The organism is Pseudomonas sp. Sample_21 (assembly GCF_004307525.1).
In the GTDB taxonomy this organism is placed as follows: domain Bacteria; phylum Pseudomonadota; class Gammaproteobacteria; order Pseudomonadales; family Pseudomonadaceae; genus Aquipseudomonas; species Aquipseudomonas atacamensis.
In genome coordinates, this window is the sequence record NZ_RCNZ01000001.1 from 25,452 (window position 1) to 39,340 (window position 13,889).

General features: G+C 61.6%; 14 protein-coding genes. 2 read left to right on the forward strand and 12 right to left on the reverse strand.

Annotated features, from left to right (window positions below; genetic code table 11):
• Nucleotides 1-192: 192 nt before the first annotated feature.
• Complete coding sequence (locus D8U71_RS00125) at nt 193-1,620, reverse strand: mechanosensitive ion channel family protein (RefSeq protein WP_130886906.1); 1,428 nt, start codon at nt 1,618-1,620, stop codon at nt 193-195.
• Between the two features lie 108 nt (nt 1,621-1,728).
• Nucleotides 1,729-2,748, reverse strand: coding sequence for an alpha/beta hydrolase (locus D8U71_RS00130; protein ID WP_122707088.1), 1,020 nt, complete (start codon nt 2,746-2,748; stop codon nt 1,729-1,731).
• 191 nt (nt 2,749-2,939) lie between these two features.
• Between D8U71_RS00130 and D8U71_RS00135 the strand changes: the two genes are divergently transcribed.
• Nucleotides 2,940-3,839, forward strand: coding sequence for a LysR family transcriptional regulator (locus D8U71_RS00135; RefSeq protein WP_130886907.1), 900 nt, complete (start codon nt 2,940-2,942; stop codon nt 3,837-3,839).
• A gap of 76 nt (nt 3,840-3,915) precedes the next feature.
• Here the strand turns inward: D8U71_RS00135 and D8U71_RS00140 are convergent, their stop codons facing one another.
• Nucleotides 3,916-4,185, reverse strand: coding sequence for a type II toxin-antitoxin system RelE/ParE family toxin (locus D8U71_RS00140; protein ID WP_130886908.1), 270 nt, complete (start codon nt 4,183-4,185; stop codon nt 3,916-3,918).
• A complete protein-coding gene (locus tag D8U71_RS00145) occupies nt 4,175-4,366 on the reverse strand; it encodes a hypothetical protein (protein WP_038862015.1) in 192 nt (63 codons plus the stop codon). Before D8U71_RS00145 ends, D8U71_RS00140 begins: the two co-directional genes overlap by 11 nt.
• 308 nt (nt 4,367-4,674) lie before the next feature.
• On the opposite strand from D8U71_RS00145, the gene D8U71_RS00150 reads away from it, so the two are divergent.
• Nucleotides 4,675-5,472, forward strand: coding sequence for a class I SAM-dependent methyltransferase (locus D8U71_RS00150; RefSeq protein ID WP_130886909.1), 798 nt, complete (start codon nt 4,675-4,677; stop codon nt 5,470-5,472).
• Nucleotides 5,473-5,587: 115 nt separating this feature from the next.
• Here D8U71_RS00150 and D8U71_RS00155 read toward each other — a convergent pair whose 3' ends face one another.
• The 8 genes from D8U71_RS00155 to D8U71_RS00190 all read right to left on the reverse strand — a co-directional run bounded on the left by D8U71_RS00155 (nt 5,588) and on the right by D8U71_RS00190 (nt 13,882).
• Nucleotides 5,588-5,896, reverse strand: a complete 309-nt coding sequence (locus tag D8U71_RS00155) for an addiction module antidote protein (protein WP_071171759.1) — start codon at nt 5,894-5,896, stop codon at nt 5,588-5,590.
• Between the two features lie 304 nt (nt 5,897-6,200).
• Complete coding sequence (locus D8U71_RS00160) at nt 6,201-6,893, reverse strand: N-acetyltransferase (protein WP_122700563.1); 693 nt, start codon at nt 6,891-6,893, stop codon at nt 6,201-6,203.
• Between the two features lie 57 nt (nt 6,894-6,950).
• Complete coding sequence (locus tag D8U71_RS00165) at nt 6,951-7,742, reverse strand: ChbG/HpnK family deacetylase (protein ID WP_125926659.1); 792 nt, start codon at nt 7,740-7,742, stop codon at nt 6,951-6,953.
• A complete protein-coding gene (locus tag D8U71_RS00170; protein ID WP_122700565.1) occupies nt 7,714-8,901 on the reverse strand; it encodes a GNAT family N-acetyltransferase in 1,188 nt (395 codons plus the stop codon). Before D8U71_RS00170 ends, D8U71_RS00165 begins: the two co-directional genes overlap by 29 nt.
• A 4-nt stretch (nt 8,902-8,905) precedes the next feature.
• The gene (locus tag D8U71_RS00175; RefSeq protein ID WP_125926658.1) at nt 8,906-9,595 is read right to left on the reverse strand and encodes an N-acetyltransferase; all 690 of its coding nucleotides are present in this window, start codon (nt 9,593-9,595) and stop codon (nt 8,906-8,908) included.
• Between the two features lie 68 nt (nt 9,596-9,663).
• Complete coding sequence (locus tag D8U71_RS00180; protein WP_130886910.1) at nt 9,664-11,583, reverse strand: hypothetical protein; 1,920 nt, start codon at nt 11,581-11,583, stop codon at nt 9,664-9,666.
• Complete coding sequence (locus tag D8U71_RS00185) at nt 11,580-12,884, reverse strand: oligosaccharide flippase family protein (RefSeq protein WP_125926656.1); 1,305 nt, start codon at nt 12,882-12,884, stop codon at nt 11,580-11,582. The genes D8U71_RS00180 and D8U71_RS00185 overlap by 4 nt, the downstream gene beginning before the upstream one ends.
• Nucleotides 12,881-13,882, reverse strand: a complete 1,002-nt coding sequence (locus tag D8U71_RS00190) for a polysaccharide deacetylase family protein (protein WP_041478593.1) — start codon at nt 13,880-13,882, stop codon at nt 12,881-12,883. Before D8U71_RS00190 ends, D8U71_RS00185 begins: the two co-directional genes overlap by 4 nt.
• Nucleotides 13,883-13,889 lie beyond the last annotated feature (7 nt).

Consider the following 13,889-nt stretch of genomic DNA (forward strand, 5'->3'; position numbering starts at 1 on the left):
AGCCCCTCACCCTAGCCCTCTCCCGGAGGGAGAGGGGACTGACAGCGTTGTTTGCTAGAGTTGCATCGACCTGCAATACCGAGCCGAGCTCCGCTCTTGAAACGCATGGAGATCGGCTCCCTTTCACCCTCGCCCCCTTAGGGGGAGAGGGCTGGGGTGAGGGGGGGAGCTTTTGATCTTCAAAGTTTCAGATCAGCGTTTTTGCAACCAACCCAAGAAACCAACTTTTTTCACCGCCACCGGTTTGGCCATCAACGCGAGGCGACTGTTCTGCTGACGCACCGCCTGCAACTTGTTCAAGGCCCGGCCGACTTCGCTGCGCTTGTCCATGCACTCACGGGTCAACTGTTTGTCGAGACGATAGATGATGCTCGACGTCAGCGCTGTGAACGTCGCCTGCGACGGTGTATCGGCAAGAATGCTCTGCTCACCCATGACTTCGCTCGGCCCCATGCGCCCGGCCTCGGTCTGGCCATTGCCGTCCGGCACCGTCGCGCTGACCACGCCCGTGGCGATCACGAACAGACTGTCCGGCACCTCGTCCAGATCCAGCACCACCTGACCGGCCGTGTACTGCTGCGCGACCATCGACTCAGCGAGGCGATCGCGTTCTTCACTGCTCAGCGAACGGAAAATCTTCACCTCGTCCAGCAACGCACGAGCGCGGCTCGACGGTTCGATCACGCCGTCGGGATGCCGGGAAATACCCGCCGCTTCGAGATGGCGGTGGGCGAGGTCGAACAGCTGATTGCGCACTTCGCTCTTCTTGCCCAGCTCAGCGATGAAACCGCTGGCAACGTATTCCGACATGGTTTCGCCGGCCTCTTTGAGTACGGCTTTCGGCGCCGGGCTGAGCAGCAGAGAACTGCTGCCCTGCAAGGTGCGATCAAGGGCATCCAATACCCGACGCGGACGAATGTGGTTCGGCACCTTGATACTGATCGAGACGCCGTGCATGTTGTTCGGCCGGCTGAGGTTGACGATCTTTGCCTTGGCCGCCACCGAGTTCGGTACGACGGCCATGGTGCCGGCGCTGGTCAGCAGGTGCGTGGCGCGCCAGTCGATATCGAAGACCTTGCCTTCGACGCCGTCGATCATCACCAGATCGTCCACTTGATACGGCTTGGTGGTGTTGAGGACGATGCCGGAAAACACGTCGGCGAGGGTGCTTTGCAGCGCCAGACCGACCACGATGGCGACTACCCCGGAAGTGGCCAGCAGACCTTTGACTGGCAGCTCCAGCACGTAACCGGCTGCCGCAACAATGGCGACCAGAAACACCAGCGCGCCGATGACATCCTGCAACAAGCGTCCGCTGTGACCGATGCGGCGCATCAGCGCCAGGCCGATCACTTCGGTCAGCACCCGTGCTGCGTACAACCACCAGAGAATCCCCAGCGCCGTCGCACCCAGCTGCGCCACGCGATCATCGGCGAACAGCGGAGCCTGCAACGGGCTGACACCCGCATTGATCACCAGCGCGCTGAACGCCAGAAACAGCGCCAGACGCACGCCGACTCGCGGCGCGCGGTGGCTGAAGGGCGAGAAGTGCCAGAGTGCGGCGTCGAGCAGGAGCAGGACGGCGCTCCAGGACAGCAGGTGGGCGTAGAAAAGAGTCATGACCGGTACTCCGCGACGCTGGTGAGAAAAAAGATCGCAGCCTGCGGCAGTTCCTACAGGGAATCGTATTCCAGGGTAGGCGCTGCCGCAGGCTGCGATCTTTCGCTTTTATGGATTCAGATGAGTCTTCAACTCGGCCGCCGCTTGACGCACCGCTGCTTTGACTTCCGGAATCTGGCTCAGCGGATTGAGCAGGCCAAAGTCATGAATCATCCCGTTGTAGCGCACCGAGGTCACCGGCACGCCGGCTGCATCCAGATGCCGCGCATAGCCTTCGCCTTCGTCACGCAGCACGTCGAACTCGGCGGTCTGCACCAGCGCAGCGGGCAGGCCCTTGAGCTGTTCGGCGCTGGCTTTGAGCGGCGAGGCATGGATCTGCGCACGCTCGGCCGGGTTGGTGGTGTAGTTGTCCCAGAACCACTGCATCATGCCCTTGGTGAGGAAATGGCCCTCGGCAAATTGCTGGTACGAACCGTCGTCGAACTGCGCATTGGTTACCGGCCACATCAACAGCTGGAAGCGCAGGGCAGGGGTTTTCTGCTCCTTGGCCATCAACGCCACGACCGCTGCCATGTTGCCGCCGACGCTGTTGCCGGCCACCGCCAGACGCTTGCCATCGACACCGATGTCCTTGCCGTGCTCGGCCACCCATTTCGTCGCGGCGTACGCCTGGTTGATCGCGGTCGGGTACTGCGCTTCCGGCGATGGCGTGTAATCGACATACACCGCAACAGCGCCCGAGCCGACCACCAGATCACGAATCAGGCGCTGGTGCGTCGGGAAATCGCCCAGCACCCAGCCGCCCCCGTGGAAGAACATGAACACCGGCAACTCGCCTTTGACCTTGGCCGGGCGCACCACTTTCAGGTTGAGGGTCTGGCCATCGACCTTGATCGCCTTGTCGCTGACTTCCACACCGGACAGATCAACCTTCACCGAAGCCTGCGCACCGGTCAGCACCGCACGGGCGTCTTTCGGGCTCAGTTGCTCCAGCGGACGACCACCGCCAGCGGCGAGGGCATCGAGGAACGCTTGGGTGTTGTGTTCGACGCCAGGGCTGCCAGCGGCGAAAGCGCTGCTGACGGAGAGGGCGAGGAGGGACGCGGCGAGGGTTTTCTTGATGCTCATGTTCAATTCCATTTTTGAATGTGTGATGTAGGAGCTGGCGAAGGCTGCGATCTGATCGTTCCCACGCTCTGCGTGGGAATGCAGCCGGGGACGTGTTCAGGGTTGTTTTCAAACCGTGAGCAAAGATTAATGGGCTGCTGAAAAGCGAAAAAGCGGCTATAAAGCGTTTAACTGTCCACCAGAGAGTGACAATGAACCCGTTCGAAGACATGCGTATTTTTTGCCAGGTCATGGACTCCGGCAGCTTCACCGCTGCGGCCGATCAGTTGGGCCTGTCCAAGCAATTCGTCAGCCGCCGTTTGATGCAACTGGAAGAGCGACTTGGTGTGCGCTTGTTGAATCGCTCGACCCGCCGCCTCGACGTCACGCCGCTGGGGCAGAGCTATTACGAATCGGCGCTACGTTTGCTCGGCGAGGTAGAGCAGGTCGAGCAGGGCATCGCCGGCGAAACCGCCGAGCCGCGCGGCACGATTCGTCTGAGCGCGCCGCTGTCGTTTGCCGTGGCGCATCTGGGTTGTCTGTTGCCGTTATTCTTGCAGCGTTACCGCGAGGTCACCGTGGAGGTCGACTTGAGCGATCGCCCGGTCGACCTGCTCGGCGAGGGCTACGACCTGGCCCTGCGCATCGGCGTGCTGGAAGACTCGACACTGATCGCCCGGCGCATCGCCAGCATCGAACGGGTCTACTGTGCCAGCCCGGCCTACCTCGCCGAACGCGGCACACCACTCAGACCCGAAGACCTGCACAGCCACGATTGCCTGCCTTACGGCCACGGTCGCTCGGTGCAATGGCGCTTCAACGAAGCTCCGGGCAAACCGCTGCTGATCAACGTCACCGGGCGCATGCGCGTCAACAACGGCGAACTGCTGCGGGACGCCGCGGTGCAGGGGATGGGAATTACTTATCTGCCAACCTTCATCGTCGGCGCGGCGTTGAAGGACGGGCGGCTGGTGCCAGTGCTGGATGATTTACGCCCGGAGCCACTGACCCTGTCGGCGGTTTATCCGCAGCATCGCCAGGCTTCGCGGCCGGTGCAGGCGCTGGTGGAGTTTTTGCGTGAGCGGCTTAACCAGAGTCATGTGAATCTTTGATAGTGGTGCCTACTGGGCAAACAAACGGCGTGTTATCGATCGGGCGAACGTCACACCGTTTTTTCCTGCTATGTCTTTATGGATATTCCTGTCGGGTATGCAAAACGCTAAGTATCTCGATTCGATCCGTCACCTCATAAATCACTACGTAGTTAGGCTGTACAACGATTTCCCGGGTGCCGGGAGATCGACCTTTACGGTAGAGATGGGGATGAACGGAGAGTGAGGTTGTGGATTCTTCGATGGATTTCGAGAGACTCACTGCGGCTGCAAAGTTTCTCTCGCCAATGTATCTGAGGATATTCGAAAGATCGGCCTTGGCTTCGGGCCGCCACTCAATCTGCATCGGCCTTTTTTCGCATGGATTCGATCAAGGCATGCATGTCCGCCATCACGTCCTCATGGGGGAGACTCGGATGGGGATCATCTCTGGACGCCTGCACCTTGGCTCGCAACCAGCGATCATGACTGGCAGCCTGCTCGTCGTTTTCAAACCCTGAATCGTCGGGAAAGATTTTGCCGTCCATAGTGCCTCCGGGATCAATGCCTGGCAGTCTATTCGGTACAGGGATTGCTGTCGTCGTTGTCTGGATGAACTGCATCTGGGTCGAGCTCCATGAGTACTTGTAGTTCGTCAAATCCTAGCCTGAGCGCTTCCGACGGCCAACCGACGGAAGATGTAGGAAAACGGTTGGGGTTTCCCGAGTTCCTTCCTTTTTCTGTAGGACTCGCTGAAGAGGACTGCGCAGTGTGATTACAACATTGGAACAACCGCCACCCCGGGTCTGTTCTAGACTCACGCCGCTCAATCACGAGTCTCACCCGGAGTAGCGCCATGGAAGTGCCCAACCCCAAAACCGCCATCGAAAGCAATCGACAGGCGTGGAACGATTCTGCCCGTCATCATCAGGATTCGCCGGACTGGCAGGCATTGCTCAACGATGTCGCGCAGGCGGAGTTTTGCTGCCTTGATGACACCTCGCGCGGCTTGCTGGACGTCGACGGCAAAGACGTGATTCAACTGGGCTGCAATAACGGTCGGGAGAGTCTGTCACTGTTTGCGCTGGGTGCCCGCAGTGTCGTCGGCGTCGATCAATCCGCAGCGTTTCTTGAGCAGGCCCGCGAGCTCAACAGCCGCTCGCCGCATACTGCCGAATTCGTCGAGAGCGACATCCACCATCTGCCCGCATCGCTGCATAACCGCTTCGACGTAGCCCTGATTACCATTGGTGTACTCAACTGGATGCCTGACATCGGCGAATTCTTCCATCATGTCGCGCAGGTGCTGAAGCCGGGCGGCAAACTGGTGATCTACGAAACCCATCCTTTTCTGGAAATGGTTGATCCGCAGGCTGAAGATCCCTACCGCCTCGCCAGCTCGTATTTCCGTGCCGAGCCGTTTGTGCAGCAAGAGCCGATCGTTTACGTAGGTAAAGTCGAGCAGCCGGCGGCAAAGTCGTACTGGTACGTGCATACGCTGGGCGCGATCTTCAGCGGCGCCATTGGAGCGGGGCTGAGCATCGTTGATTTTCAGGAATATGCGCATTCGAACCGGGAAGAGGTGTATGACTGCTACCTGAACCAGCAGGCGCAGTTGCCGATGTGCTTTAGCCTGGTGGTGAGCAAGGCCTGAGAACCTTTTTTGCGACGGCTGGCCTCTTCGCGAGCAGGCTCGCTCCCACAGGGAAACGCATCCCAATGTGGGAGCGAGCCTGCTCGCGATGGCGGCCTTGCGACCGCTACAAAATTCAGGTAACGGCGCGATTGAGTACGTGCCCCGGCTGCGCATAAAGATCAATGCCCAACGCATGAATCACCTTCAACACTGTGTCAAAGCGCGGCTTCGCTCCGGGAGCAAAAGCCTTGTACAAACTTTCACGACCCATGCCTGAATCCTTGGCGATCTGCGTCATTCCTCGCGCCTTTAACACGTAGCCGATTGCGCGAAGGAATTCTTCGCTGTCTCCGTCTGCAAGCACCTGTGACAGGTACTCACTGATGGCTTCATCACTGTCCAGCAGCGCGACCATGTCGAAATTCGTCAAAGTCTGGCTCATGGTTAAACCTCCTTTGCCATTTTTTGTGCGCGTCGGATGTCTGCGCTTTGTGAGGATTTGTCGCGCCCGATGTCGTGCTTGACTCTATCCAAGTGGATACAGATAAACAGTCGGCCAAGTCTTTTCCGAATGTTGGAAGTGTCGTCACAGTTTGTAGGCAACCAGCCAATCGCTTGTGAGAGCTGCGGGTGCAGCTACTGGCCTCTTCGCGAGCAGGCTCGCTCCACAGGGAAACGCATTCCAATGTGGGAGCGAGCCTGCTCGCGATGGCGGCGTTGCGACCGCCACATTTCACACGACCGCATCAAGCCTGCGCTGCGGCACTTACCACCGGCCGACCCGGTTTGCGCAGCGGATCCAGGCGTGAGCCTTCATAGCGGGTTTCGCGGAAGAATTTCCAGCGGCCGAACAGGCAGTAGACGTGGGTCACCCGGCCCTGTTCCTGATAGCCCATACGGATATGCAGTTTCAGCGCCGGGATGTTATGGGTTTCACAGACGTCGACGACCTTGGTGCAACCCTGCGCCGCCATCGCTTGCCAAAGTGCAACCTGCACGTCCACCGACAGGCTGCTGCCGAAGTAGGCGCGGATCATTTCGCCGCCGAATTCGAAGAACTCGCCGGGTTTGACCGGGAAAGTGCAGCCGTAATAGTGGCGGTCGTGGTAGTCGCGAATGCTGCCCCAGATAAAGCCCACGGCGTGGCCATCGGCGTCCAGGTACATGTGCCCGGTGTGGCCCTCGGCAGCCAGTTCGGCCATGGTGCCGACTCGGTCGCCGAAGTGTTTGCTGAACGCCACGGCGTTCTCCGGGGTGATGTCGACTTTGCGCAGGCCTTCATACGGGCGCAGTTTGTGCGGCGGCACCGGGCTGACCAGGTCGCGCTCCATCCACAGCAGTTCCCAGTGGAAGAACACGTAGCGTTTCCACAACGTCCCGACGGTGCGGCTCAGGCCTTTGTGTCTGATGCGATCTTGCACTTTGGTGATGATGCTCATGATGCCCCTCCAGGGTCTTGGCCCGGATGTTGTGGTGAATGTCGTTACAGCGGTGATTCATTCGAGCGCCGTGGCACCCTGTGTTTCTTCTCGGTTGAGGTCGGCATACGAGACTCGCGCGACGCCCCTCAAACCCTGTTCGAGTACCTCGCTCAACGACTCGCCGGAGTCGAGATAGGCATCACCGAAATCGACGCCGAGGCGGGTCGGGTGGGCGACGATTTCCAGCACGCCGTCGCTGGGGACGCTGGCATTGCGCAGGTCCACCGGGGTGCAGACGTAGTCGGCGGTGACCCGCGCCAGGCTCTGCAAACGGCCATTGAGCAAACCCTTGAATAGGCGCTTGGGCAGCGTGAGGTTGAGCCCGAGGTTGCGCGCCAGCCGGATCGGTACGCCTTGCTCGGCGGCAAACTTCGCGACGATTTCGCCGATCGGCCAGATGTTGTGTACGTGCTGGTGCGAGTCGATATGGCTCGGGCGCATGTCGTGATCGACGCAGCGTTGCCATTGCGCCTGCAACTCGGCGCGCACCGCGTCACGGTCTGCGCGACCCAGCCACAGGCTGTGGCGGGGCAGGTTGAGGTCGAACACGCCGTTGCCATCGCAGAAGGTCCGCCGCCCCAGGATCGCCTGGCTCAGCGGGCGCCCGTAGGTCAGGTTGAAGTGCAGACCGATCCGCCCTTGCAGCGTCGGATGGCGGGCCATGGTGCAGGCAGCTTCAAACGCCGGCATGTTGGCCATGGCCGTGGCCGAGCTGATCAGGCCGGCCTGGAAGGCAGCGAAGATCACTGCGTTTTCGTTGGCGCTGAGACCGAAGTCATCAGCGTTGACTATGACTTGGCGAGGCATGGCCGCCCTCCGGAGTGATTGCGACAGGTTGCACCAGCGCTGCAGGTTTTTTGTTTGCACGGCGGGCCCGCCACTGCTGCACGGCGGGCTTGCAGCGATACCAGATGCGCAGCGCCAGACCCAATGCCAGCCCACTTGGGCGCCACGAATAGAAACTCCAGCGCCAGTGTTCCAGCTGCCCGGTCATGCGTTCGTGCAGTTGATGGCTGGAGTTTTCCAGGCTGACCCGCGAGGCATCGATCCAGTGCCAGTGCTCATCCAGGCCCCAGCGAATCCATTCCTCCAGCAACACCCGGCCACTGCCCAAGTCGGCGTACTGCGGCAGGAAGGCGAGGTTGTAATCGTAGAGCCGGCCCTGTTCGAGCAGGCCGAGGCGATAGCTGATGCAGCGGCCGTTCAGCTCGAGCATCACCACGCGTACCAGGCCTTGGCCGGCGAGGGCGGTGAAGGCGCGTTCGATCCATTGGCGGCTGCGCGGTGTGGCGAAAATACCGACGCCTTCATCGCCTTTCCAGCTCACCGCCTCGACTTCGCTGATGGTCTGCAACAAGGCAGCCATGCTCAGCGCATCTGGAGTGATCCGGCGGATCTGCGCACCGCACGCGGCGATCCGTTTGCGAGCCCGGCGCAGTTTGTAGCGCGGGTCGCCGGAGACTTCCTGATGGTCGGCTTCGCTGATCAGATGCACCGGCACCCGGCAGCTCAGGCGCCGTTCGGCAGTGGAACTGCGCGCCATCCATGCGGTGACGGCACTTTCTTCACCCGCAGGTTCCGACAGCTCATTGAGTTGCAACAGTGCATGGGGCAGGCGCTGGCGAATCAGCAGCAGCGCCTCGTGCATGTCCTCGCCGCCGAGCAGCGACAGCAAAGCCAGACGATCGGCCAGCGGATAACCCAAGTGATGCAAGACCCGAAACGGCACGCCGGCAAAGCGCTCGCGGCTGGCCACCAGCGGCAGGCACAGACGCAGTTCTGCGGCTTCCCAACCGAGCAGAATGTGCAGGCGCTGATCCTCGGCCAAAGCCTGTTCGGCCGCGCACAACCAGCCGAGATTGTTGAACGGCGTATGGTCGCTCACGCCCAGGCGCAGCGTTTCATACGCGGTTGCCGGGAAGTCGGCGGCGCACAGGGACGTGCGCCATTCGAATCGCATCACCATAGGTTCAGGCCGCCGTTGCGTTGACAGGTGGACGGGAAGTTTTACCCAGCGCCGCCAGGCGCGAACCGCTGTAGCGAGTTTCGCGATAGAAGCGCCAGCGGCCGAACAGCGTGTAGATATTTGTGATCCGCCGTTGTTCGGTATAGCTCATGCGCAGATGCAGCTTGAGTGCCGGGATGTTGGTCGACTCACAGACATCGACCACTTTGCGGCAGCCCTGGGCGGCCATGGCTTCCCACAGACGCAATTGCAGGTCCACCGACAGCTCTGTACCCCAGTAGGCCCGGGCCAGTTCGCCACCGAACTCGAAGAACTCACCGGGTTTCACCGGGAACCGGCAGCCGTAGTAATGCCGGTCGAAATAATCCCGCGGCGTACCCCAGATAAACGCTACGGCATCGCCTTGCTCGTCGACATGCATGTGCCCGGTGTGGCCCTCTTTGGCCAGCTCGGCCATCGTGCCGACACGGTCGCCAAAGTAACGCGCGAAAGCGCTGGCGTTGTCCGCCGTAATCCTGACCACGCGCAGTGGCGGATAGGGTTTGAGGCGGTGCGGCGGCACCGGGCTGACCAGGTCGCGCTCCATCCACAGCAGTTGCTGATGGGAAAAAATGTACAGTTTGCGGATCTTGCCCAAGGTCGCTCGCAGGCCTTTACGACGAATATGTCCGCTGAGTTTTTGCAAAACATCCATGGTCTCTTCTCCTGATGAGGGTGCCACGCGCGGCATCAAGCCCGCGCGGCAGAGCATCGAAGGGCGGCTCATGAAGCGCTCCAGCTCAGGGCAAACAGGGTTTGTCCCGGCAGTTCAAAACGCAGGCGCCCGTTGTCGCAGGCAAACGGTGCGTCGCGGCTGCGATTGTCGGCGCCGAAGTAACGCAGGGCGCCATGGTTCAACGGGCACCTGGCGCCGCTCAGATCGACGCGTTGCAGGCGCGTCCCTTTGTTCACTCCCAGCAACGTGCGCTGCTCGTCGCCGGCCATCGCCAGCACATCCACCTCGAAGGCGTCGTTATCCAGTTGCAGCACTTGGCGCAGCCAGTGGCGGGCGATGAATTGCTGGGCCAGACCGACCGGTTTCAGCTCGAAGCGATCCTCGCCCAATATGCGCAACATGCCTTTGGGGTATTGCGGTTCGTCAGCGGCCTGAAACCAGTTGAGCATGCTCAGTAAGCCGTCCTGCGAGGCGTTGATCACCACCGACGCCCACCACAGCGAGGTGTAGTGGGTTTCCTGATCGTAGGGGCTGAGGCTGGAGCCGCTGGACAGGTTGGTCTGATCGAGCAGCAAGGCCTTGCGCGGCTGACCATTGGCGTCGAGGCCGACCAGTTCGGCGGCGCGCCGCACACTGTCGCGGTAGACGCGGGTGGCGAGCAGATCGCGAATCATCCATTCATGCCAGGCCAGTGCATCGATCTGGTCGGCTGACTCGCTGAGCAGGCGCCGTGCCCAATCGATTCCGCGCTTGTCTGCCGCATTATCGGCGAACGGGCCGTTGACCAGTCGCGAGCTGGCCGGCATGGCGATGCGCACACCGGCGCGGGCATTCGCCGGGTCGCTGCGCACCTGACGGGCCATGCTGGTGAAAATCGCCTGATATTGCCCATAGCTGGAATAGTTGAGATTGGGTTCGTCGGCAAATCCGATGTAATGCGTGCCGTTGCCGCCGAGGGCGCGGGTGCTCGCCAGCCAGGCGTCGAGGCCGCTGTTGCTCTGCACGTCGGCGCGCAGATCGGCCTGGCGCTGACTGCCGGCCAACAAGGTGATGTCGTTGCGGATGCCGAAACGCTGCTGGTACACCCGGCGGAATGCGTCCTCGAACTGCGGATTCTGCGCCGTGACGTCGACAAAACTGTAATAGCTCGCCGCCGTCGGCTTCAGCGCATCGAGCAGCGCGTGGCTGGCCGCTGGCGGCATCACGTAAGGCAGAGCGATGCCAAGATCCGGCGTGCGTCCGAGGACTTTGTCATGCAGTACCAGCCGCACCTCTGCGACCTCTTCACGCAGCGGTTGCAGTTGCTGCGGATTCTGCGCAAACAGATTGGCTGTGCCGTCGAGCCAGAACGCCGCTTTGCCGCTGCCTTGCAGTTGCAGACGCCAGACCTGCTCGCGGGGGCTGACTGGCAATGCAATCTGATCGAACTGCCAATAGGCGCGATAAGGCTTCAGTGCGAGAGTCAGCGCCTGGTGGTCGCCGATCCGCTGCGCCTGCAACGCGGTGACGCCGCCATGGAATTTGCCGGCGAGCACTGCGCGCTCACCGGCTGCAACTTTGAAATACAGCACGTCGCCATTTTTGCTTTCGGCACTGAAGTGCACTTTGGCCGGGGCAAACAGGGCGACGGTGCGCGCATCGTGTTCGATGCGGTAGTGGCGGAAGCTGTAGCCGGGAATTTCCAGTCGATAACTCGCCGCGCCGGGCAGCAGCGGCCAGGTCTGACTGCCACGGGTTTCGCTGGCCTTGATCAAGCGTTCGCCGAGCAATTTACCGCGACCGTCGAGCAGGTACAGCTGCTCTTCGTTGGCGTCCGCTTGCCACGCCGGGGTCCAGCGCACGGTCACGCTGTCGGGCTGATCGGTTTGCAGAAACAGACTGCCGTCACGAATCTCGCCCCAGCGCATCGACGCCGCCAAAGCGTCCAGCGACAGGCCGAGACCGAACAGCAGGTACCAGCCTTTCATGCGGGTTTCCTCTGCAGCATCGACCACATCGGCAGCACGTCGCGGGGCAGGATGATCAGGGTTTGCCAGAACGGCACAGCGCTCAAACGGCAATACAGCACCAGCATGGCCACGGTCACCGCCAGATAAGCGATCGATGAGGCGGCGGCGGCGCCGACGATGCCGTACGCCGGAATCAGCACCAGGTTCAGGGCCAGATTGAGCAGCGCGCCCAGGCCCATCAACAACGACACCGAGCCGGGGCGATTCTTGCCCAGCAAGTCCAGGCGCAGAATGCTCGCGTAGCACAGACCCAACAGCCCCGGCAGCAACGCCAGCAGCGCCGGGTACGCCGGCTGGTAGGCAGCGCCAAACAGCGTGACGATCAACCATTCGCCGATCACGGCCATACTCAGGCAGGCGCCGAGCATCACCGTCGCGGTCAGGCGCAGCGCCAGCGGAGTGACCTTGTCCATGCCTTCATCCTGTTGCAGCAGGCGTTTCATCAGCGGTGTGGTCACCGCTTCGGGAACGATCAGCAGCAATTCGGCAGCAGCGCTGGCCATGGCGTAATGGCCCAGCGCGGTGCTGCCGAGCAGGGCGCCGATGAACAGGTAATCGGAGCGCAGAATCACTTGCTGGAACAGCAGATCGGGATGGCTGCGCGCGCTGTAGCGCAGCAGCTCCTTCTGGCTGGCGCGATCCCATTGCAGCTGCAATGGCTGCGCCCGCTTCAGCCAGACCCAACCGGCGAGCACCACCAGACTGATTCCGGCGAGCCAACTGATCAGCGCTGCCTCCAGCGCCGCGCTCTGCCACATCCAGAACAGTGCGACGAACAGCAACAGCGGCGCCAGTGATTCGATCAGGCGCAAGACGTTGAATGCGACCACGCCACCCGAGGCGTTGTGCAGAGTCAGCAGGCCGCTTTTCAACACGGTCAACGGCACCGCCAGCAGCAACAGCCAGGCGAGCAGGCCCAGTTGCATGGTCATGTCCAGTTGCGTGCCGAATTCGCGCACCAGCGCCACCACCAGCAAAGTCAGCAAACCGGCCAGCAAACAACCGAACACCAGCACCTGGCTGAGCAACAAACCCATCGGCCGCTGCTTCGCTGCCTGATAACCGACCGCCGAGTTCAGACCGCCGCTGGTGGCCGCACTGATCAGGTCCGGCAGGGTGCTGAGCAGGGCGAACAGGCCGCGTTCGCTGGGGCCGAGAATCCGCGCGAGCAAGACGTTGCGCAGCAAACGCAAGGCGATCATCGCCAGCTTGGTGCCCATGCTCAGCGCCAGATGCTTGAGGTAGTTGCCTCGGCTCATGGCCGCGCTCCCCGATAGATCCGCCACGACAGCAATTGCGGATGGCGCGCGGTGCGCTGGCTGACGCCAAAACGCGGCAGGTTCAGCGGATCGCCGTCGCCGCGATAGATCCCGGTGCCGGTGCCCAGCGCAAACGGGTAATCGTGGTCCGCGACCTGCTGGCGAACGCGATCATCGTTGTCGCCGTTGGGGTAGCAATACACCGGTAGAGGTCGGTTGCAGCCGTTGTTCAATGCGTCGCGGCTGCGGCGGATTTCTTCGCTCAGGCGCGCATCATCGAGACCGGTGAGGATTGCGTGGCTGGCGCCGTGCGGGCCGAACCGCACCAGACCGGAGGCTTCCATCGCCCGCACCTGATGCCAATCCAGTGCCTGTGGCAGCGAGTCCTTCGGGCATTCGTCGGTGAGCTCTTCCAGTTCCTGCGGAGCCAGGCTTTTCAGCCCTTGCAGATAATGCAGCAGCGCCAGGCTGCGGCGCTCGACATCGATGTCATCAAGCAGCACCGGCAGCGGATGCTTGCGCGCATGCAGGCATTCGATCAGGTGCATGCGGGCTTTATCGCCATGGCTGCCCCAAAGGGTTTCGCCGAGGCTTTCCCACCAGAAGCGCTGGCGGCTGCCGATGAAATCGGTGGAGAGAAAAATGCTCGCCGGCACCTGGTGTTTCTGCAGCAACGGGAAGGCGTTGACTGCGTTGTCACGCCAGCCATCGTCAAAGGTCAGCGCCACCCGTGGGCGCTCGCTGCGCAGGGCGTTGGGCTGGAGAATTTCCATCAGCGGCACGCAATCGAAATGCTTGCGCAGCCACACCAGCAAATGCTCGAACGCTTTCGGTCCGACGCACAGTTCATTGCGGTGCGGCAGGTCGGCGGCGCGGTCGTTGGACAGCACGCGATGCAACATCAGAATCACCCCCGCGCCCTGCAACTGCTGACGGCCCACCGGCGAGTTGAGGTAGAGCCAGCCACTGGTGCTTTTTATCAGTTGTTTGATCGCCATGGCTTCG